Origin of the sequence: Jatrophihabitans sp. (genome assembly GCF_036000465.1) — a bacterium.
Lineage (GTDB): Bacteria > Actinomycetota > Actinomycetes > Mycobacteriales > Jatrophihabitantaceae > Jatrophihabitans.
Window position 1 is genome coordinate 10,896 of record NZ_DASYFV010000005.1, and the last position, 20,129, is coordinate 31,024.

Below are 20,129 nucleotides of genomic sequence, written 5' to 3' on the forward strand. Positions count from 1 at the left end.
CTCTTTGATCGGCCGCAACCGGGGCGAACTGAGCTCGGGTCAGGTGCGCGGCGTCGTGCCGTCGACGTAGAACCAGGCCCCGTTCTCCCGGACGAAGCGGCTGCGTTCGTGCAGCACGCCGCGGCGGTCGGCCGAGCGGTGGTGGGCCCGGAACTCGACGATGCCGGTCGTGTCGAACGGTCCGCCGGCCACGATGTCGACGATGTCGAGCCGGAGCCAACGCAGGCTCGGGTCGAGGTCGAGACGTCGTGGGCGCTGCGCGGAGTGCCAGGTGCGGGTCAGGTAGGCGGCGTCGCCCATCGCGAAGGCGGTGAACCGGGAGCGCATCAACGCCTCGGCCGTCGGCGCCGGCTCCCCGCCGTGGAAGCGGCCGCAGCACGAGTCGTAGTCGTCCCCCGACCCGCACGGGCAGCGCTGCGGTGCGCTCACGGCCCGAACATCGCCTCGATCAGGTGCGGACCGGGCGCGGCATTGGCGCGGCGCAGCTCGGCGGTGAGCTCGGCCGCGTCGTGCACCCGCACGCCGTCGACCCCCAGCCCGGCCGCGAGCTCGGTGAAGTCGAGCCGCGGTCCACCGATGTCGAGCATCTGCTCGGCGCGGGGGCCGGTGCCCTCGCCGCCGACCCGGTGCAGCTCGGCCCGCAGGATCGCGTAGGAGGCGTTGTTGACGATGACGGTCGTGACGTCGAGGTTCTCGCGGGCCTGGGTCCACAGCGACTGGATCGTGTACATCGCGCTGCCGTCGCCGACGATCGCCACGACCCGGCGGCCCGGCGCGGCGACCGCGGCGCCGGTCGCCACGGGCAGGCCCTGGCCGATGGCGCCACCGGTGAGGGTCAGCAGGGTGTGCGGCGCCGCGCCGGCCGTCGCGGCCGGGAGCCCGCCCCCGGCGGTGATCGCCTCGTCGACGAGGACGGCGTCGGCCGGCAGGGTCAGCGCGACGGCGGCGGCGAGCGTGCGGGCGGTGATCGCGCCCTCGGGCGCGGCCGGCACCGCCGCCGGGGCCAGGACCGGCTCGACGCCCGCGGCGAGACGATCGGCCAGCAACACGAGGGCGGCCTCGACATCGTCGCCCGGACCGGTCAGGCGCTCCACGGTGCAGCCGTCCGGGACGAGATCGCTCGCCCGGCCGGGGTAGGCGAAGAAGGACACCGGCGCCGCCGCGCCGGCCAGCAGGAGGGTGGTGGTGCCGGCGAGCTGGGCCTCGGCGGCCTCGGCCAGGTAGGCGAGCCGGTCGACCGCCGGGCGGCCCGCGCCGCGCTCCAGCCGGGCCGGGAAGGTCTCGGCCAGCAGCCGGACCCCGGTCGCGGCGACGATGCGGCTCGCGGCCCGCAGGCCGCGCTCGGTGAGCGCGCCGCCGCCGAGGAACAGCGTGGTGGCGTCGCCGTCGAGCAGCGGGACGAGCGCTTGGAGGCGCTCGGGCGACATCTCGGTCGGCGACGTGATCGTCGGGGGCGGCGCCGGTACCCCGCCGTCGCTCCACGACACGTCGGCCGGCAGGACGAGGGTGGCGATGTGGCGGTCGCGGCGCGCCGACCGCACCGCGCCCATCGCGTCGTGCGCGACATCGCGCGGGTGCCCGCTCGTGTGGACCCAGCCCGACACCGTGCCGGCGAGCGACTCGATGTCGGACTGCAGCGGCGCGTCGTAGCGCTCGTGGTGGGTCGCGTGCGCGCCGACCACGACCACCATCGGCGTGTGCGCCCGGCGGGCGTTGTGCAGGTTGGCCAGCCCGTTGCCCAGACCGGGCCCGAGGTGCAGCAGCACCGCGGCCGGGCGCCCCGTCATCCGGGCCCAGCCGTCGGCGGCGCCGGTCGCCACGCCCTCGAACAGGGTGAGCACACCGCGCATCTCGGGAACCGCGTCGAGCGAGGCGACGAAGTGCATCTCCGACGTGCCCGGGTTCATGAAGCAGACGTCGACCCCGGCCCCGACCAGGCTGCCGATGAGCGCCTCGGCGCCGATCAGGGTTTCGTCCAGTCGTCCGCGCCGGCGGCCTCGGCCCCGATCGTCGTGTCGTCGCCGTGGCCGGTGTGCACCACGGTCTCCGGCGGCAGGGTCAACAGCTGGGACCGGATGGACGCGACGATCGTGTCGAAGTCCGAGTGCGAGCGGCCGGTCGCGCCCGGCCCGCCCCGGAACAGGGTGTCGCCGGTGAAGACCGCGCCGAGTTCCGGGGCGTAGAAGCAGACCGCGCCGGGCGCATGGCCCGGCGTGTGCCGCACCTGCAGCTCGGTGCCGCCGACGCGGATCGTGTCGCCGTCGGCCAGCGGCTCGAACGCCGCGTGCCGGTAGGTCATCCGCCAGAGCACGTCGTCGTCGGGGTGCAGGCGCACCGGGGCGTCGAAGCGGTCGGCCAGGTCGTTGGCGACGGTCACGTGGTCGTCGTGCGCGTGGGTGCACAGGACGGCGAGGAGACGCCGCGATCCGATCAGCTCGGCGATCGGCTCGACCGCGTGCGGGGCGTCGATGACGACGCACTCGTCGTCGTCACCGATCACCCACACGTTGTTGTCGACGTCCCAGGTGCCGCCGTCGAGGCTGAACGTGCCGCTCGTGACGGTGTGGTCGACCCGCGCCACCATCAGAGAACGACCACCGAGCGGAGCACGTCGCCGTGATGCATCTTCTCGAAGGCCACCTCGACGTCGTCGATGCCGATCTCCTCGCTGACGAACTTGTCGAGCGGCAGCCGGCCCTGCTGGAACAGGTCGATGAGCATCGGGAAGTCGCGCGACGGCAGGCAGTCGCCGTACCAGGACGACTTGAGCGCGCCGCCTCGGCCGAAGAAGTCGATCAGCGGCAGCTCGAGCATCATCTGCGGGTTGGGCACGCCGACGAGCACGACCGTGCCCGCCAGGTCGCGTCCGTAGAACGCCTGTTTGTACGTCTCGGGCCGGCCGACCGCGTCGACCACGATGTCGGCGCCGAAGCCGCCGGTCAGCCCCTGGATCGCCTCGACCACGCCGTCGGTGTCGAGGTCCTTGGAGTTGATTGTGTGGGTGGCGCCGAACTCCTTCGCCGTGGCCAGCTTCCGATCGTCGATGTCGATCGCGATGATCTTCGCCGCGTTCTGCAGCCGGGCACCCGCGATCGCGGCCGCCCCGACCCCGCCGCAGCCGATGACGGCGATGCTCTGGCCGCGCTTCACGCCGCCGGTGTTCACCGCGGCGCCGAGGCCCGCCATCACGCCGCAGCCGAGCAGCCCGGCCACGGTCGGCGGAGCCGACGGGTCGACCTTGGTGCACTGCCCGGCCGCCACGAGCGTCTTCTCGGCGAAGGCACCGATGCCGAGGGCGGGGGAGAGCTCGGTGCCGTCCTCGAGGGTCATCTTCTGGGTGGCGTTGTGCGTGTCGAAGCAGTACTGCGGCTCGCCCCGCTTGCAGGCCCGGCACTGGCCGCAGACCGCGCGCCAGTTGAGGACGACGAAGTCGCCCGGGGCGACCTCGGTGACGTCCGGCCCGACCGCCTCGACGATGCCCGCCGCCTCGTGCCCCAGCAGGAACGGGAACTCGTCGTTGATGCCGCCCTCGCGGTAGTGCAGGTCGGTGTGGCAGACCCCGCAGGCCTGCACCTGCACGAGCGCCTCGCCCGGCCCCGGGTCGGGGACGTTGATGGTGACGACCTCGACCGGCGCCTTGAGACTGCGGGCGATGACACCCTTGACCTGATGGCTCACTGCTCGTAGGTCCCGACGATCGTGGCGCGGCCCAGCGAGTGACTGAACAGGTTGAAGCCGAGGTAGGCCGGCGTCGCCTCGGCCGGGATGTCGAGGCTCGGCACGTCGACGGCGTGCACGACGATCCAGTAGTGGTGGGTGCCGTGACCCTCAGGCGGGGCGGCGCCGACGTAGCCGTCCATGCGGGCGTCGTTCTTCAGCTGCACCGCGCCGGCGGGCAGGCCGTCCTGGCTGGCGTTGCTCGCGAGCTCGGTGACGTCGGCCGGGATGTTGAAGACGGCCCAGTGCCAGAAGCCGCTGGCCGTCGGGGCGTCCGGGTCGTAGATCGTCACGGCGTAGCTCTGCGTGCCCTCGGGCGCGCCCGACCACGACAGGTGCGGCGAGCGGTCCTCGCCCCCCGCGCCCATCACGCCCGAGACCTGCGGCGACGAGAGCTTCGCGCCGTCGGTCACGTCGTCGCTGGTGACCTGGAAGGTCGCGACGTCGGGGAGTTCGTCGTAGGGGTTCCGGCTCACGATGGGCCTCCTTCTTCGGCGCAGGATCTGCGCGGTGCGTGGGGCGGGCCGGCACGGTGGCCGGCCCTCATGGCGAGTCTGTCCGCACTCTAATCCGGTCAAACGGGCAGCGTGGTTCAGCCGTCCAACGACTCGAGGTTGACGACGATCGCCTCCTGCGTCGTGCGGGCGATCACGACGACGGCTTCGTCCGAGGCCGACGGGTTCTCCTCGCGGTGCGGCACGAACGGCGGCACGTAGACGTAGTCGCCCGGCTGCGTCTCGAGGCGACGCTCGACGCCGTCCTCGAGGAACACGAACGCGGGGTGACCCGACACGACGTAGATCGCGGTCTCGGACTCGCCGTGGTGGTGGTTCGCCGACGCCGTCTCAGGGTGGACGTGGGTCTGGCCCATCCAAAGGTCTTTCGAGCTAACCGTCTTGCCGCTGATCGCCTCGACGCGCTGCATGCCCGGGCTCTGCGCGGTGTCGCCGCCCAGGCTGCCGCCGGCGATGTGGTGCAGCTTCTGGTGGAACGCGTCGCTCATGCTGTGAACGTAGCGCGCTCAGCCCGCCCTGCGAGTGCGTCGCGTACGACGGTTGCGCCGCCGGGTGGCGTCGGTGTCCTCGCTGCTGCGCCCGGCGCCGTCGGCCCCGGCGAGCCACTCGCGCAGCTTGGCGTAGACGGTGGCATCGGCCAGCAGGTCGAAGTGGTGCTTGCGGCCGCCGAGGTGGTGCGTGCGGGCGACGTCGAAGGGGATCGAGCGCACCTTGCCGATGCCGTGCGCGCTGCTGTGCTGCACGAGCAGGTCGTGCGCGAACAGACCCTCGGGTTCGCGCGAGAGCGTCGCCGACGCCATCGAGTACGCGACGCCGGGGATGAGCGTGGCGGGCGTGACGCGGTCCTGCAGCAGCTCGTCCGGGTCGATGTCGAACCAGTCGGCCTCGAGCAGCGCGCCGTAGCGCAGGTCCTTGATGCCGACGCTGCGCCGGTTGAGCCAGACGGCGATCGGGCGCGTCTCGGGCAGCCGGGCCAGCCGGTGCGTGCCCCAGTTGGCGAAGCGCTCGAGCGGCGCGCCGAGGTGGGGCGTGCCGAGGCCGACGATGTGGCGCAGCTGCTTCACCCAGCGGTGGCCGAGCTCGTCCGCCTGGTGTGCGGCGCTGCGCGCGACCAGACCGCCGAGCGAGTGACCGACGAGCGCGATCTCGGTGACGGGCACCGGCCAGAGCGCGACGAGCTCTTCGAGCTGGTCGGCGAGCTCGCGGGCGTTGGCCGAGATGTGCACGCCGGTGTTGTAGTTCAGGTAGAACGGCGTCCACCCGTCGTCGTCGCGCAGCTTCGAGCCGTACGTGACGCTGCGGTCGCCCCAGCGCTTCTCGGCGGCGAACGACCAGCACAGGTCGGTCTCGCACAGGCCGTGCGCGAAGAACACCAGCCTCCCGGTCACCGACTCGTCGGCGTCGTGGGCGAGGTTGGCCGGCACGCCCCGCATCGGGCCGTTGTTGAGGCGCATGCGCAGCTGCGGCGCGAGCGCGGGCTGCCGCTCGGCGACCCGGTCGCCCCAGAAGCCGTTCAGCGCACCGAGAGCGAAGCGGCCGCGCGCGGTGTCGTGCACCGACTCGGCGGTCGGGTCCTGCACGGCGCCGGCCACGAGCCCGACGGCCGCGGGCAGCACCTTGACCCCGACCTCGGTCGAGGCGTAGGCGATCGCGGCGATGCCGTCGTGCAGCATCCGGATCGGCTCGGCCGGCTTGCCGGCGAGGGTGAACAGGCGGTCGGCCAGGGCAGTGTGCACGCCGCGGGCCAGCTGGGCCAGCTCGCCGAGCGCCGTGCCGGTCAGTGCTCCCGCGTCGCGCAGCTCGTCCGATCGCATGGCCAGATAGTGCACGACTGTTCACTGAACTGGCAAGAGATGGCAGCGTGACGGCGCGGCGAGCCGCGATGGCAAGCTGGGATCGAGCGGGCGTCACCTCGTCCGCCGCGGCCGGAGGCGATGACGATGACTGTTCCCGCGGGTACCCCCACCCAGCTGTTCGTCGGCGGCGAGTGGAGCGACGGTTCCGAGGGCACCTTCGACGTGCTCGACCCCGCGACCGGTGATGTGCTCGTCGCGGTGGCCCGCGCCGGCGCGGGCGACGTGCAGCGTGCCGTCGCCGCCGCCGCGACCGCGCAGCCCGGGTGGGCCGCGACGCCGCCACGCGAGCGCAGCGTGGTGCTGCGCCGGGCGTTCGAGCTGATGCTCGAGCGCAAGGAGGAGCTTGCGTTCCTCATGGCGCTCGAGATGGGCAAGTCGCTCACCGACGCGCGCGGCGAGGTCGTCTATGCCGCCGAGTTCTTCCGCTGGTTCTCCGAGGAGGCGGTGCGCATCGGCGGCGAGGTGCGCATGGCGCCGTCCGGGGCCAACCGCATCGTCACCTTCCGCAAGCCGGTGGGCGTCGCGTTGCTGCTGACGCCCTGGAACTTCCCGGCCGCGATGGCCACGCGCAAGATCGGTCCCGCGCTGGCGGCGGGCTGCACGTTCGTGCTCAAGCCGGCCGAGGACACCCCGCTCACCGCCCTGCTGCTCGCCCAGATCCTCGCCGACGCGGGCGCGCCGGCCGGCACGGTCAACGTCGTCACGACCGACAAGCCCGGCACGCTCGTCGAGACCGCGCTCGCGGACTCGCGGGTGCGCAAGCTGTCGTTCACCGGCTCGACCGGCGTGGGTCGCATGTTGCTGAAGCAGACGGCCGATCGTGTCATCAACTCGTCGATGGAGCTCGGCGGCAACGCGCCGTTCATCGTCCTCGACGACGCCGACCTCGACGCCGCGGTCGAGGGCGCGATGCTGGCCAAGATGCGCAACGGCGGGCAGGCCTGCACCGCCGCGAACCGCTTCCTCGTCGCCGAGTCGGTCGCCGACGACTTCGCCCACCGTCTCGCCGCGAAGATGGGCGCGCTGCGGGTCGGCCCCGGCACGGCCGAGGACACCCAGCTCGGGCCGATGGTCAACCGCAAGGCCGTCGACGGCATCGACGACAAGGTGTCGCGCTCGATCGACGCCGGCGCGAAAGCGGTCATCGGCGGGGCGCCGTCCGACGGCCCGGGCTTCTTCTACCCGCCGACCGTGCTCTCCGACGTCCCGCGCGACTCGCCGGTCGCCCTCGACGAGATCTTCGGCCCGGTCGCGCCGATCATCTCGGTGAAGGACGACGACGACGCGATCGCGTTCGCCAACGCCTCGGAGTTCGGGCTGTCGGGCTACGTGTACACCCGCGACCTCGCCCGCGGGCTGCGCGTCTGCGAGCAGCTCGAGGTCGGCATGGTCGGCCTCAACCGCGGCCTCGTCTCCGACCCCGCCGCGCCCTTCGGTGGCGTGAAGCAGTCCGGCCTCGGCCGTGAAGGCGGCTTCGAGGGCATCGACGAGTACCTCGAGACCACGTACGTCGCGACCAACTGGTGAGTGACCCGCTCGCCGGTTTCGCGCTCACGCCGGATCCGCTGCCCCGACCGGTCGTCTTCGACCAGCACTGGCGCAGCGTCGGGTTCGTGCACTGGCCGGTCGAGCCGGCGACGGTGGCGCCGCTGTTCCCGAAAGGCACGCGTCCCGACGTCTTCGCCGATGGGTTCACCTATGTCGGTCTGGTCCCGTTCCGCATGGAGGACGCCGGTTTCGGGCGACGGCCGGTGCGGTACTTCGGCACGTTCCTCGAGACCAACATCCGGCTCTACTCGGTCGACGACGCGGGCCGCCACGGCGTCTTCTTCCGCTCCCTCGATGCCACCCGGCTGGCCATCGTGCCGCTCGCGCTCGTCGTGTTCGGCATCCCGTACGCGTGGTCGCGCATGCGGTACTCGCACGTCGACGACGTCGTGCGGTACGACTCGCGGCGACGCTGGCCGCGGCGAGGGCTGCGCAGTCACGTCGCGCTCCGCGTCGGCGAGCCGATCGAGCCGACGCCGCTCGAGTCGTGGCTGACCGCCCGGTGGGGCGCCCACAGCCGAGTGGCCGGGCAGACGATCTGGACCCCGAACGAGCACGGCCCGTGGCCGCTGCACCGCGCCGAGGTGCTGCACCTGCGCGACGACCTGCTCGGCGCCAGCGGGGTCGAGCCCGCCGGCCCCGCTATGCCTGCTCTGTGGTCGCCCGGCGTGCGCACCCGCTTCGGCCGGCCCTCCCCAGTGCGGTAGCGGGCTCAGCCCAGCGCGGCGGTGATGCGGCGCGCGCCGGCGATGAGCACCGGCGCCAGCCGCTGGCCCGGGGTGCGGCCGAGCCGCTCGATCGGGCCCGACACCGAGATCGCGCCGAGCAGCTCGCCGTCGCGCGAGAGCACCGGCGCCGAGACCGACGCGACGCCGGCCTCGCGCTGGCCGATCGACTGCGCCCAGCCCCGCTTGCGGATCTCGGCCAGGGTGCGCAGGGTGAACTCGGCCGAGGCCAGGATGCCGCCGAGCCCGTCCGGATCCGACCACGCGCACAGCACCTGGGCGCCCGACCCCGCGGTGAGCGGCAACCGGCTACCCACCGGGACGGTCGTGCGCAGGCCGTGCGAGCGCTCGGCGGCCGCGACGCAGATCCGCTCGGCGCCGTCGCGGCGGTAGAGCTGCGCGCTCTCGCCGCACTCGTCGCGGACCCAGGCGAGCACCGGCCCGGCCGCGGTCACGATCGGATCGGGCAGCGCCGCGGCGAACTCGCCGACCCGCGGGCCGAGCACGAACCGCCCTTCCGGGTCACGCGCGAGCAGCCGGTGCACCTCGAGCGCCACCGCCAGCCGGTGGGCCGTCGCCCGCGGCAACGACGTCGCCTCGACGAGGTCGGCCAGCGCGCGCGGGGCGGCCGCCACCGATGCGAGGATAGCCACCGACTTGTCCACGACACCGATACCGCTCTGCGTTCCTTCGCTGCTACCCTGTCCCATAAGGCGATACTAGAGTCCCATATATTGGGACGCAAGCCGAGCCCGACACGGGCCGCCGAGGACGGGAGACAGCCGCATGGGCAAGACACTCGCGGAGAAGCTCTGGGACAGCCACGTCGTGCGCTCGGCGGTCGGCGAACCGGATCTGCTCTTCATCGACATGCACCTCGTGCACGAGGTCACCAGCCCGCAGGCCTTCGACGGCCTGCGTCTCGCCGGACGACCGGTGCACCGTCCCGATCTCACCCTCGCCACCGAGGACCACAACGTCCCGACGCAGGACATCTTCTCCCCGATCGCCGATCCGGTGAGCCGCACCCAGGTCGAGACGCTGCGCAAGAACTGCGCCGAGTTCGGCGTGCGCCTCTACCCGATGGGTGACGCCGAGCAGGGCATCGTGCACGTCATCGGCCCGCAGCTCGGCATCACCCAGCCCGGCATGACGATCGTCTGCGGCGACAGCCACACCAGCACGCACGGCGCGTTCGGCTCGATCGCGTTCGGCATCGGCACCAGCCAGGTCGAGCACGTGCTCGCCACCCAGACGCTGCCGATGGACCGTCCGAAGACCATGGCCGTCACCGTCAACGGCGAGCTCCCCCCGGGGGTCACGCCCAAGGACGTCATCCTCGCGGTCATCGCCAAGACCGGCACCGGTGGCGGCCAGGGCTACATGGTCGAGTACCGCGGCTCGGTGTTCGAGCAGATGACCATGGAGGGCCGCATGACGGTCTGCAACATGAGCATCGAGTGGGGCGCGCGGGCCGGCATGATCGCCCCCGACCACACGACCTTCGATTACGTGCAGGGCCGCGACCACGCGCCGAAGGGCGCCGAGTGGGACGCCGCGGTCGAGTACTGGAAGACGCTGCGCACCGACGACGACGCCGAGTTCGACGCCGAGGTCGTCCTCGATGCGAGCGAGCTCTCGCCGTTCGTCACCTGGGGTACCAACCCGGGCCAGGGCGCACCGCTCGCGAGCAGCGTGCCGAACCCCGAGGACTTCGAGGACGAGTCCGATCGCCTCGCCGCCACCAAGGCCCTGCAGTACATGGGTCTGACCGCCGGCACCCCGCTGAAGGACATCACGGTCGACACCGTCTTCGTCGGCTCGTGCACCAACGGCCGCATCGAGGACCTGCGCGCCGCCGCGAAGGTCCTCGAGGGACGCAAGGTGGCCGACGGGGTGCGCGTGCTCGTCGTGCCCGGCTCGATGCGGGTGAAGAAGCAGGCCGAGGACGAGGGCCTCGACGCGATCTTCACCGCGGCCGGTGCCGACTGGCGCCAGGCCGGCTGCTCGATGTGCCTCGGTATGAATCCCGACCAGCTCGCCCCCGGCGAGCGCAGCGCGTCGACGTCCAACCGCAACTTCGAAGGACGTCAGGGCAAGGGCGGGCGCACGCACTTGGTGTCGCCGCTCGTCGCCGCCGCGACCGCGATCACCGGCCACCTCGCCAGCCCTGCGGACCTCTAGGAGCATCCGATGGACAAGTTCACCGTCCACACCGGCACCGCTGTGCCGCTGCGGCGCAGTAATGTCGACACCGACCAGATCATCCCGGCCGTCTACCTCAAGCGCGTCACGCGCACCGGCTTCGAGGACGGCCTGTTCAACGCCTGGCGCACCAACGAGCCGGACTTCGTGCTCAACCAGCCGCAGTACGACGGCGCGTCGATCCTCGTGGCCGGCCCGGACTTCGGCACCGGCAGCTCGCGCGAGCATGCGGTGTGGGCGTTGCACGACTACGGCTTCAAGGCGGTCATCTCGCCGCGCTTCGCCGACATCTTCCGCGGCAACTCGCTCAAGGCCGGGTTGCTGACCGTCGAGCTGCCCGAGAAGATCGTCCAGCGGCTCTGGGACGACATCGAGCAGGACCCGAAGACCGAGGTGACGATCGACCTCGTCGAGCGTCAGGTGCGGTGGGAGGGCGACGTGCACGACTTCGCGCTCGACGACTACTCGCGGTGGCGCCTGCTCGAGGGGCTCGACGACATCGGCCTCACGTTGAAGCACGTCGACGCGGTCGCCGCGTACGAGGCGACGCGCAAACCGTGGCTTCCGACCGTGTCGGTCTGAGCACTTCCACGCAGAAATCTGCTGCGACACAGGGCTTCTACGTTGTTGTGCGGTGCGCAAGCGCCTAGCGTGACGTGCGGAAACGACCATCGTGGTCGAGCAACACGTCCCGGGAGGACTCGTGCCAAACAAGGCCCAGTTCGTCGACATGCTCGCTGAGCGTCTCGACGGAGACAGGAAACGTGCCGCCGCCGCTCTCGATGCGGTCATCGACAGCGTGTACGCGGCTGTCGCTCGTGGCGAGCGCGTCGCCATCACCGGCTTCGGCGTCTTCGAGCGTCGCGAGCGCGCGGCTCGCACCGCGCGCAACCCCGCGACCGGCGCCTCGGTGCAGGTGGCCGCGTCGCGCGTGCCGGCGTTCCGCCCCGGTGCGGAGTTCAAGGCCATCGCCAGCGGTGCCCGCGAGGTCATGCACGAGCGGTCGGTCCGCACGCAGTCGGCCGTGGCCCGTGCCGCCGAGACCGTCCGCGAGGCACCGGGCAAGGCGGCCGCCGTGGTGAAGGACGCGCAGGACCGCGCGTCGGCCGCCGTGCGCGAGGCGGCCGAGGCCGTGCTCGAGGCGCCGGCCAAGGCCGCGGCCGCGGTCAAGAAGGCGCCGGCCGCGAAGAAGGCGGCCAAGAAGGCGGCCGCCGCGAAGAAGGCGGCCAAGCAGTCGGCTCCGGTCAAGCAGGCCGCGGCGGCCAAGAAGAGCGCGCCGGCCAAGAAGGCGGTGGCGAAGAAGACTGCCGCCAAGAAGACCGCGAAGAAGGCCGCGCCGGCGAAGAAGGCCGCCGCCAAGTCGGCCCCGGTCAAGAAGGCCGCGAAGAAGGCGGCCGCGAAGAAGACGGCGGCCAAGGCCCCGGCCAAGAAGGCCGCGAAGAAGACGGCGGCCAAGGCGCCGGCCAAGAAGGCCGCCAAGAAGGCTCCGGCCAAGAAGAAGTAGCAGCGCCGACACGAAAGGGCGCCGACCCGCGATGGTCGGCGCCCTTTCGCGTGCCGCGCTCTACTCGCGCGCGGCGTCCTCGTAGTAGTCGGCCGACACGACGGTGCCGTCGACGATCGACAGCACCCACGCCGCGCCCTTACGGGTGTCGGGCGGCCCGAAGCCGCGCACCACGCGATCGATCAGCCCGGGGATCGTCACGCCCTGGCTGCACACGACGGTCACGTGTCCCGGCTTGGCCAGCGACAGCAACGCGGTCTCGGTCGCCGTCGGCGCCACCTCGTAGTTCGCGTCGGAGAACGCCGGGTCGACGACGAGGTCGAGCCCGAGCACGTCGGCGATCGGCTCGACGGTCTGGACACAGCGGGTCGGCTCGGCGCTGATCACCCGGTCCGGCGCGAACGCCTGCAGGAATGCGCTGAGCGTGATGGCCTGCGCGTGCCCGGACGGTTCGAGCGGACGCAGCCGGTCCTCGCCCGGCCAGTCGCTGCGCTTGCCCGCCTTCGCGTGCCGCACCAGGATGATCACCGACTCGGGCAGCGGCACCGAGGAGAAGTCGACGAGCACCCGGCGCTCGACGTCATAGGTGAGGCGGTTGCGCGCCTGCTTGGGGGAGAGCCACTCGACCGCGTCGACCTCGCCGTTCGGCACGAAGCGACCGTCCACGTGCTGCATCACCCAGTACGTGACGCTCTTGCGGGCGGCGCCGACGGGGTAGACGACCGTGGTGATGCGGCGCGACACCGCGACCTCGGAGCCGAGCTCCTCGCGCACCTCACGGACGGCGGCGGCCAGCTCGGACTCGCCGTCGTCGAGCTTGCCCTTCGGCAGCGACCAGTCGTCGTAACGCGGCCGGTGCACGAGGGCGACCTCGACCTTGCCCCTGCGTACGCGCCACACGACGCCGCCGGCCGCACGGATGTCGGGCACCGATCGTCGGTCGGCCACCGCGCCCTACTCGCCGCGGTCCGCCAGCCGCTTCATGAGCAGCTCCTGGAGGTCGTTGCGGGCACCGCCGGAGCGTACCCACTCCCCGTCGGGCTGCAGATCCCATGCGGCCGTGTCCTCGTCGAACGCGGCGTCGAGGTTGATCGTCAGGTGGTTGCGGGCGTGGCGCTCGGTGACCTGGCACAGCACCTCGACCCGGCGATCGAGGTTGCGGTGCATGAGGTCGGCCGAGCCGATCCAGAACTCGGGGTCGCCGTCGTTGCCGAAGTGGTAGATGCGTGAGTGCTCGAGGAAGCGGCCGAGGATCGAGCGGGTCCGGATGTTCTCCGACAGCCCGGGCACGCCGGCCCGGATCGTGCAGAACGTGCGCACCAGCAGCTCGACGCGCACCCCGGCCCGCGACGCGCGGTAGAGCGCCTCGATGGTGTGTTCGTCGACCAGGTGGTTGGTCTTGAACCGGATGTGCGCCGGCCGCCCATTGCGGGCGTGCTCGATCTCGCGCTCGATGCGCTCGATGAGTCCGGAGCGGATGCCGTTGGGCGCCACCAGCAGCGAGCGGTAGTCGGTCTGGCGCGAGTACCCGGTCAGCACGTTGAACAGGTCGGTGAGGTCGGCGCAGATCTTCTCGTCGGCGGTGAACAGCCCGAGGTCCTCGTACATGCGGGCCGTCTTCGGGTTGTAGTTGCCGGTGCCGATGTGGGCGTAGCGCCGGATCTGGTTGCCCTCCTGGCGCACCACCAGCGCGGTCTTGCAGTGCGTCTTCAGCCCGACGAACCCGTAGACGACGTGGCAGCCCGCGCGCTCCAGCGCCCGGGCCCACTTGATGTTGGCCTGCTCGTCGAAGCGGGCCTTGATCTCGACCAGCGCCACGACCTGCTTGCCTGCCTCGGCGGCGTCGATGAGCGCGTCGATGATCGGCGAATCACCCGACGTCCGGTACAGGGTCTGCTTGATCGCCAGCACCCGCGGGTCGGCTGCGGCCTGCTCGATGAAGCGTTGCGTGCTCGTCGCGAACGACTCGTAGGGGTGGTGCACGAGCACGTCCCCGTCGCGGAGCGTCGCGAACACCGACTTCGGGGTCTCGCCCTCGGCGAAGCGCGGGTGGGTCGCCGGCACGAACGGGCGCTCCTTCAGCGTCGGCCGGTCGATGTCGTAGACCTGGTGCAGCGAGCTGAGGTCGAGCAGGCCGGGCACGCGCAGGATGTCGTCGGGCTCGACCTCGATCTCGCCGGCCAGCAGCTCGACGACCTCCTCGTCGATGTCGTCGGTGACCTCGAGGCGGACGGCCGGGCCGAACCGGCGGCGCATCAGCTCGCGCTCGAGGGCCTGCAGCAGGTCCTCGTCGCGGTCCTCCTCGACCTCGAAGTCGGCGTTGCGGGTGACCCGGAAGAGGTGGTGCTCGACGACCTCCATGCCCGGGAAGAGCGCGGGCAGGTGCGCGGCGATGAGGTCCTCGAGCGGCAGGTACTCCGTCTCGACCGGGCTCGTCGACACCACCACGAAGCGGGGGACGTTGTTGGGCACCTTGACCCGGGCGAAGCGCTGCACCTGACCGTCGGGGTCGCGGACGAGGACGGCCAGGTTCAGCGACAGGCCGGAGATGTAGGGGAACGGGTGCGAGGGGTCGACCGCGAGCGGCGTCAGCACCGGGAAGACCTTGGAGTCGAAGTAGTCGGCGAGGCGGCCGCGCTCCTCGTCGTCGAGCTCGTTCCAGCGCCGGATGTGGATGCCCTGCGCGTCGAGCAAGGGCAGGATGACGTCGCGGAAGCAGCGGGCGTGCCGGTCGACGAGTTCGCGGGTGCGCTCGGCGAGCGTGGCCAGCACGACCCGGGGCGAGAGGCCGTCGGCCGAGGTGATCTGCAGGCCCATGTCGGCGCGACGCTTCAGCCCGGCCACCCGGACCATGTAGAACTCGTCGAGGTTGCCGGCGAAGATCGCGAGGAACTTGACCCGCTCGAGCAGCGGCTGCGACTCGTCCTCGGCCAGGGTCAGGACGCGCGAGTTGAACGCGAGCCAGGAGAGCTCGCGGTTGCTGAACCGGTCGTCGGGCAGGTCGTCGAGATGCGCGACCGCGGTGCCGAGGTCACCGCCGGGAACGGCGTCGCTGGGATCGATGGTCTCGGCCGCACCGGGCATCGTGACGGGTTCCGCGCTCATGCGCCCATGATGCCGCTGCAAGCTGAACGCACGATGACGCCGGTGTTGCCGAGCTCGGCGGCGGTGGCATCGCCCAGGCCGAGGGCCGCGGCGGCGTGCAGGTCGGCGGCGTCGTCGACGTCGTTGCGCAGGCCGGGACCGGCGTCGATCGGCATCGCGTGCACCTGGTGGCGTTCGGCCGAGCCGAGCCCGAACTGCGGGCGCAGGCTGTGCCCGGGGGTGGCGGCGAGCAGGGTCGTGCCGGTGCCGGAGGCGTCGGGGACGAACGCGCGGGCGTGTTCGGCGGCGGCCCGCAGGGCGGCGGCCAGCTCGGCCGGCTGCAGGGCGGGCAGGTCGCCCACGAGCGCGGCGACGCCGTCGGCGGGCCAGTGCCGCGACGCGTGAGCCGCGCCCTCGCTCACCGCGGCGTCGAGCCCGGGACTCGTCTGCACGAGGGCGTCGGTGTCCGGACCCGGCCGGTCGACCACCACGACGACCCGGGCCACGCCCTCGGCCGAGCGGGCTGCGGCGATGGTGTCGGCCCGGATGGCCTCGACGAGGCGGCGGTGCGCCTCGGGCCCGTCACTCACCGACGCGAGGCGTGATTTCGCCTCGGGCAGGGCCTTGGCCGGGATGACGACGGTCCAGTTCACGCTTCGAGTCTACGAAGCGGATGCACGGACGTCCGGGCGATACGGCAGACTGCGGGGCGGATCGCGACGTGGGCGTAACTACGCCGCGGACTCGAGGTTGAGGGAGATGCGGGTGGCGAGGGTCGCCAAGCTACGCAAGCCGGGACACGGGGAGCAGATGGGCGTCGGATGGCGCTTCGTCTGGCTCGTCCTCTACTGGCCGGTGTCGTTCCTGGTGAAGGTGCGCTACATCGGCATGGAGCGCATCCCGCAGGGCGGGCCGGCGATCATCGTGGTGAACCACGTCTCGCACATCGACCCCTTCCTCGTCGCGAAGTACGTCCTCGACGCAGCAAGGGTCCCGCGCTTCCTGGCCAAGGACTCCCTGTTCGAGGTCCCGGCCGTCGGGTGGGGCATGCGGATCATGGGGCACATCCCGGTCAAGAGAGGGACGACCGACGCCCGGCAGTCGCTCGCCGCGGCGGTGGCCGCGCTCGAGCGGGGCGAGATCCTGGTGCTGCACCCCGAGGGCACCGTCACGCGGGACCCGGACGGCTGGCCGATGGTCGGCAAGACCGGCGCGGCCCGGCTCGTGACCCTCGTGCCCGACGTCCCGGTGATCCCGATCGCCCAGTGGGGCGTGCAGGAATCGATCGACCTCTACACCAAGAAGGTCAAGCTCTACCCGCGGCCGAAGCACGTGCTGGCCGTCGGCGAGCCGATCGACCTCAGTGCCTTCCACGGCCGCGGCAGCGGTGCGCGCGTGCTGAAGGAGATGACCGACGTCATCATGCGGCGCCTGCGGGCCGACGTCGCCGAACTGCGCGAGCTCCCCGAGCCGGACGGCGACCTGTTCCAGTGGCGCCGTTCCGGCGAGACGCCGAGCGACGTCGCATGAGCGACGCAAGCGGCCCGGAGGTCGACTCGTGAGCAGAGCGGCCGTCCTGGGCGCGGGTTCGTGGGGCACGACGTTCGCGAAGGTGCTGGTCGACGCCGGCAACGAGGTGACGCTGTGGTCGCGCCGGCCGGAACTCGCCGAGGTCATCAACCGCGAGCACCGCAACCCCGAGTACCTGCCCGGTATCGAGCTGCCCGCGGGCCTGGTGGCCACGCACGATGCCACCGCGGCCCTGCGCGGCGTCGAGATGGTCGCGATCGCGATCCCGTCGCAGTCGCTGCGCGACAACCTGCGCGGCTGGGCCGCCGACCTGCCGCCGGACTCCTCGCTGGTGAGCCTGATGAAGGGTGTCGAACTCGGCACGCTCAAGCGCATGAGCGAGGTCATCGCCGAGGTGGCCGACGCGCCGGCCGATCGCATCGTCGTGGTCAGCGGGCCGAACCTCGCCCTCGAGATCGCGCAGGAGCAGCCGACCGCCACCGTCGTGGCCTGCGTCGACGAGGCCCGCGCCACCGCGGTGCAGAAGTCGTGCAGCACCGGCTACTTCCGGCCGTACTCGAACACCGACGTCGTCGGCTGCGAGCTCGGCGGCGCGGTGAAGAACGTCATCGCGCTGGCCTGCGGCATCGCGCAGGGCATGGGCTTCGGCGACAACTCGCTCGCCTCGATCATCACCCGCGGCCTGGCCGAGACGGCCCGGCTGGGGGAGCGCCTCGGGGCCGATCCGCTCACCTTCGCCGGTCTGGCCGGCCTCGGAGACCTCGTCGCCACCTGCAACTCGCCGCTGTCCCGCAACCGGACCTTCGGCGAGCGGCTCGGCCGGGGCGAGTCGATCGAGCAGGCCCAGGCCGCGACCCACGGGCAGGTCGCCGAGGGCGTGAAGTCGTGCCGCTCGGTGCTCGAGCTCGCCCAGGGCCTCGACGTCGACGTCCCGATCACCGCCGCGGTCGACGCCGTGTGCTCGGGCCGGCTGACCTCGGCCCAGATGGCGCAGTTGCTGATGTCACGCTCGATGAAATCGGAGAGCTGAGCGCGAGCGTCCCGGTAGGGTCGAACCGTGGCAGATCGCATCCGCGTCGCAGTCGTCTACGGCGGCCGAAGCAGTGAACACGGCATCTCCGTGGTCTCGGCCGGCAGCGTGCTCAAGGCTCTCGACCCCGATCGGTACGACATCGTGCCGGTCGGTATCACGCCGTCCGGGCGGTGGGTGCTCACCGAGGCCGACCCCACGGCGCTGCAGATCGTCGGCCGCACCCTGCCCGAGGTCGAGAAGGGCACCGCGGTGGTGCTGAACACCGATCCCGAGTCGGCCGGTCTGGTGTCGATCGACCCGGGCGCGGCGGCGCAGCTGCTCGAGACCGTCGACGTCGTCTTCCCGCTGCTGCACGGGAAGTTCGGTGAGGACGGCACGATCCAGGGGCTGTTCGAGATGGCCGGCATCCCCTACGTCGGCCCGGGCGTCTTCGCCAGCGCGGCCGGCATGGACAAGGAATTCACGAAGCGGCTGCTGCGCGACGCCGGGCTCGAGGTCGGGCAGTTCGAGGTGCTGCGCCGCGGGCGTCCGTACTCGGCGGTCGATCTGGCGCACCTGCCGCTGCCGGTGTTCGTGAAGCCGGCCCGGGCCGGGTCGAGCGTCGGGATCACGAAGTTGACCGATTGGGCCGACCTCGACGACGCGCTCGCCGAGGCGTTCGCGCACGACGACAAGGTGTTGCTCGAGGCCGGGGTCGACGGGCACGAGGTCGAGTGCGGCGTGCTCGAGGACGAGGACGGGCTACCGATCGCGAGCCTGCCGGCGGAGATCCGCCTCGTCGGCGACCACGACTGGTACGACTTCGAGGCCAAGTACCTCGACGACGCCAGCGAGTACGACATCCCGCCGAACCTGCCCGGCGACGTGATCGCCCGGGTCCGTGACCTCGCCTGCCGCGCCTTCACCGCGATCGACTGCGCCGGCCTGGCCCGGGTCGACTTCTTCGTCCGGCCGAACGGCGAGGTCGTGGTCAACGAGATCAACACGATGCCGGGCTTCACCCCGATCTCGATGTTCCCGAAGATGTGGGCCGCGACCGGCGTCGACTACCCGACGCTGGTCGACAAGCTGATCTCGGCCGCGCTGCGCCGCGCCGGGCGCTGAGTCACCGGTCGATCGCGAGGACCAGCAAGCGCAGCAAGCGCTCGGTCTCGGCCGCCGGATCGTCGGTGAGACCGGTGTGCACCGGCCCGGCCTGCACCACCGTGCTGCGGGGGGCGACCAGCCAGCGGAAGCGACGCCCGATGTCCTCTACCGATGCGCGGCCGGTGCCGTCGCAGGTGCCGGCCACCGACCGCAGCGCGGCCGCCACCGCCTCGACGTCCGCGCCCGGATCGAGCGCGCGCAGGCGGTCGGCGTCGAGCTGCACCCGGGCGCCGAGGTAGTCGAGGTCGCGGCAGTAGACGACGACCCCGCCGTTGATCGACTCGCCCCGCTCGATGCGGGGCACGACGCGCAGCACGGCGTACTCGAACGGGAAGGTCATGAGCGAGCCTGCGAGCGAGTGACCCAACGGGTATGGCCTTCGCCGCCCGGAGCGCAGCGGAGGGCGGTCATGCGCTGCCGCCCAGCCACCGCGGCCGGTTGTCCGGTCGCTCGCCTCGCTCGCGGGTGCGCCCGCCCGAGGCGACGGTGTCGCGCAGGTCGGCCAGCCAGGCGTCCCGGGCGTCGAGGCGGGCGAGCAGGGCCTCGACGTACGCGGTGCGCACGTCGTCCGGGGTGTCGAAGCCGGGCTCGCCGGTGAGCCACTCGTCCGGTACGAGGGCGGCGACGGCGTGCAGCGTCGCCGCGGTGACCAGGGGCGCGAGGGCGGCGTCGGCGGCGTCGAGCGCCGGGTCGCAGCCGAGCAGCGCGTGCTCGCCGGCGTCGTAGGGCCGCAGGAAGCTGCGGGCGGGCCAGTTGTGGTGGAACGTCAGCGCCGCGCCGTGGTCGATCAGGTACGGCGCGCCGTGCCAGAACAGCATGTTCGGGTTGCGCCACGAACGGTCGACGTTGCCGATGAGGGCGTCGAACCAGAGGACGCGCCCGGCCGGCCCGGCGCCGATGCTGAAGGCGGCCGTGTCGAGGTCGAGCGCGCCGGGCAGAAAGTCGACGCCCAGATTGAGCCCGGGGCTGGCGCGCAGGAGATCCTGCACCTCCTCGTCCGGCTCGTTGGCGGCGAGCACCGGATCGACCGCGACGGTGACGAGGTCGGCCACCGGCAGGCCGAGCGCGCGGGCCAGCTCGGTGCCGATGATCTCCGCGATCAGCGCCTTGCGGCCCTGCCCGGCGCCGTGGAACTTGACGACGTACATGCCGAGGTCGTCGGCCTCCATCAGCCCCGGCAGCGACCCGCCCTCGCGCAGCGGCGTCACGTATCGCGTCGCGGTCACGGCAGGCAGCACGATCCCTCACCCTACGGGGACCGCTCGG

The 20,129-nt window shown here is 72.1% G+C and carries 21 protein-coding genes; 8 read left to right on the forward strand and 13 right to left on the reverse strand.

Going from position 1 to position 20,129, the window contains the following annotated elements; all coding sequences use genetic code 11:
- Positions 1-39 precede the first annotated feature (39 nt).
- The 7 genes from VGN18_RS01055 to VGN18_RS01085 all read right to left on the reverse strand — a co-directional run bounded on the left by VGN18_RS01055 (position 40) and on the right by VGN18_RS01085 (position 6,046).
- Complete coding sequence (locus tag VGN18_RS01055; protein WP_327537764.1) at positions 40-429, reverse strand: YchJ family protein; 390 nt, start codon at positions 427-429, stop codon at positions 40-42.
- The gene (locus tag VGN18_RS01060) at positions 426-1,967 is read right to left on the reverse strand and encodes an acetolactate synthase large subunit (RefSeq protein WP_349259803.1); all 1,542 of its coding nucleotides are present in this window, start codon (positions 1,965-1,967) and stop codon (positions 426-428) included. Before VGN18_RS01060 ends, VGN18_RS01055 begins: the two co-directional genes overlap by 4 nt.
- Positions 1,964-2,584, reverse strand: coding sequence for an MBL fold metallo-hydrolase (locus VGN18_RS01065; RefSeq protein WP_327537765.1), 621 nt, complete (start codon positions 2,582-2,584; stop codon positions 1,964-1,966). The genes VGN18_RS01060 and VGN18_RS01065 overlap by 4 nt, the downstream gene beginning before the upstream one ends.
- Positions 2,584-3,678, reverse strand: a complete 1,095-nt coding sequence (locus VGN18_RS01070) for an S-(hydroxymethyl)mycothiol dehydrogenase (RefSeq protein ID WP_327537766.1) — start codon at positions 3,676-3,678, stop codon at positions 2,584-2,586. Before VGN18_RS01070 ends, VGN18_RS01065 begins: the two co-directional genes overlap by 1 nt.
- Positions 3,675-4,196: a YbhB/YbcL family Raf kinase inhibitor-like protein gene (locus VGN18_RS01075; RefSeq protein ID WP_349259804.1), complete on the reverse strand. Its 522-nt coding sequence runs from the start codon at positions 4,194-4,196 to the stop codon at positions 3,675-3,677. Before VGN18_RS01075 ends, VGN18_RS01070 begins: the two co-directional genes overlap by 4 nt.
- Before the next feature lie 113 nt (positions 4,197-4,309).
- Positions 4,310-4,720, reverse strand: coding sequence for a cupin domain-containing protein (locus VGN18_RS01080; protein ID WP_327537768.1), 411 nt, complete (start codon positions 4,718-4,720; stop codon positions 4,310-4,312).
- An 18-nt stretch (positions 4,721-4,738) separates the two neighbouring features.
- Positions 4,739-6,046, reverse strand: a complete 1,308-nt coding sequence (locus VGN18_RS01085) for a hypothetical protein (RefSeq protein WP_327537769.1) — start codon at positions 6,044-6,046, stop codon at positions 4,739-4,741.
- Positions 6,047-6,172: 126 nt separating this feature from the next.
- Here VGN18_RS01085 and VGN18_RS01090 point away from each other — a divergent pair, with 126 nt between their 5' ends.
- Entirely contained in the window at positions 6,173-7,615 is a 1,443-nt protein-coding gene (locus VGN18_RS01090; protein WP_327537770.1) for an NAD-dependent succinate-semialdehyde dehydrogenase, read from the forward strand.
- Positions 7,612-8,343 carry a YqjF family protein gene (locus VGN18_RS01095; protein WP_327537771.1) on the forward strand — a complete coding sequence of 244 codons (732 nt, stop codon included), beginning with the start codon at positions 7,612-7,614 and terminating at the stop codon, positions 8,341-8,343. The genes VGN18_RS01090 and VGN18_RS01095 overlap by 4 nt, the downstream gene beginning before the upstream one ends.
- 5 nt (positions 8,344-8,348) lie before the next feature.
- Here VGN18_RS01095 and VGN18_RS01100 read toward each other — a convergent pair whose 3' ends face one another.
- Positions 8,349-9,071, reverse strand: coding sequence for an IclR family transcriptional regulator (locus VGN18_RS01100; protein ID WP_327537772.1), 723 nt, complete (start codon positions 9,069-9,071; stop codon positions 8,349-8,351).
- Between the two features lie 76 nt (positions 9,072-9,147).
- On the opposite strand from VGN18_RS01100, the gene leuC reads away from it, so the two are divergent.
- The 3 genes from leuC to VGN18_RS01115 all read left to right on the forward strand — a co-directional run bounded on the left by leuC (position 9,148) and on the right by VGN18_RS01115 (position 12,070).
- Complete coding sequence (gene leuC, locus VGN18_RS01105; RefSeq protein ID WP_327537773.1) at positions 9,148-10,545, forward strand: 3-isopropylmalate dehydratase large subunit; 1,398 nt, start codon at positions 9,148-9,150, stop codon at positions 10,543-10,545.
- A gap of 9 nt (positions 10,546-10,554) precedes the next feature.
- The gene (leuD, locus tag VGN18_RS01110) at positions 10,555-11,148 is read left to right on the forward strand and encodes a 3-isopropylmalate dehydratase small subunit (protein ID WP_327537774.1); all 594 of its coding nucleotides are present in this window, start codon (positions 10,555-10,557) and stop codon (positions 11,146-11,148) included.
- Positions 11,149-11,269: 121 nt separating this feature from the next.
- The gene (locus VGN18_RS01115) at positions 11,270-12,070 is read left to right on the forward strand and encodes an HU family DNA-binding protein (protein WP_327537775.1); all 801 of its coding nucleotides are present in this window, start codon (positions 11,270-11,272) and stop codon (positions 12,068-12,070) included.
- 60 nt (positions 12,071-12,130) lie between these two features.
- Here VGN18_RS01115 and VGN18_RS01120 read toward each other — a convergent pair whose 3' ends face one another.
- From VGN18_RS01120 to cofC, 3 genes are read right to left on the reverse strand one after another with little or no spacing between them, the layout of a single operon-like run.
- Entirely contained in the window at positions 12,131-13,018 is an 888-nt protein-coding gene (locus VGN18_RS01120) for an NUDIX hydrolase (RefSeq protein ID WP_327537776.1), read from the reverse strand.
- 6 nt (positions 13,019-13,024) lie between these two features.
- A complete protein-coding gene (locus tag VGN18_RS01125; RefSeq protein WP_327537777.1) occupies positions 13,025-15,175 on the reverse strand; it encodes an RNA degradosome polyphosphate kinase in 2,151 nt (716 codons plus the stop codon).
- On the reverse strand, positions 15,172-15,807 hold the full coding sequence (cofC, locus tag VGN18_RS01130; RefSeq protein ID WP_327537778.1) for a 2-phospho-L-lactate guanylyltransferase: 636 nt from the start codon (positions 15,805-15,807) through the stop codon (positions 15,172-15,174). Before cofC ends, VGN18_RS01125 begins: the two co-directional genes overlap by 4 nt.
- Before the next feature lie 106 nt (positions 15,808-15,913).
- Between cofC and VGN18_RS01135 the strand changes: the two genes are divergently transcribed.
- The 3 genes from VGN18_RS01135 to VGN18_RS01145 are packed head-to-tail and all read left to right on the forward strand — an operon-like array spanning position 15,914 to position 18,821.
- Positions 15,914-16,684: a lysophospholipid acyltransferase family protein gene (locus VGN18_RS01135; RefSeq protein ID WP_327537779.1), complete on the forward strand. Its 771-nt coding sequence runs from the start codon at positions 15,914-15,916 to the stop codon at positions 16,682-16,684.
- 28 nt (positions 16,685-16,712) lie between these two features.
- Positions 16,713-17,714 (forward strand): NAD(P)H-dependent glycerol-3-phosphate dehydrogenase, encoded by a 1,002-nt coding sequence (locus VGN18_RS01140; protein WP_327537780.1) that lies wholly within the window; start codon positions 16,713-16,715, stop codon positions 17,712-17,714.
- Between the two features lie 27 nt (positions 17,715-17,741).
- Positions 17,742-18,821 carry a D-alanine--D-alanine ligase family protein gene (locus VGN18_RS01145; protein WP_327537781.1) on the forward strand — a complete coding sequence of 360 codons (1,080 nt, stop codon included), beginning with the start codon at positions 17,742-17,744 and terminating at the stop codon, positions 18,819-18,821.
- A gap of 1 nt (position 18,822) precedes the next feature.
- Here VGN18_RS01145 and VGN18_RS01150 read toward each other — a convergent pair whose 3' ends face one another.
- Together VGN18_RS01150 and VGN18_RS01155 are read right to left on the reverse strand one after the other, a co-directional pair.
- Positions 18,823-19,203 (reverse strand): DUF3037 domain-containing protein, encoded by a 381-nt coding sequence (locus tag VGN18_RS01150; RefSeq protein ID WP_327537782.1) that lies wholly within the window; start codon positions 19,201-19,203, stop codon positions 18,823-18,825.
- 67 nt (positions 19,204-19,270) lie between these two features.
- Positions 19,271-20,101 (reverse strand): HipA family kinase, encoded by an 831-nt coding sequence (locus VGN18_RS01155; protein WP_327537783.1) that lies wholly within the window; start codon positions 20,099-20,101, stop codon positions 19,271-19,273.
- Positions 20,102-20,129: the final 28 nt, after the last annotated feature.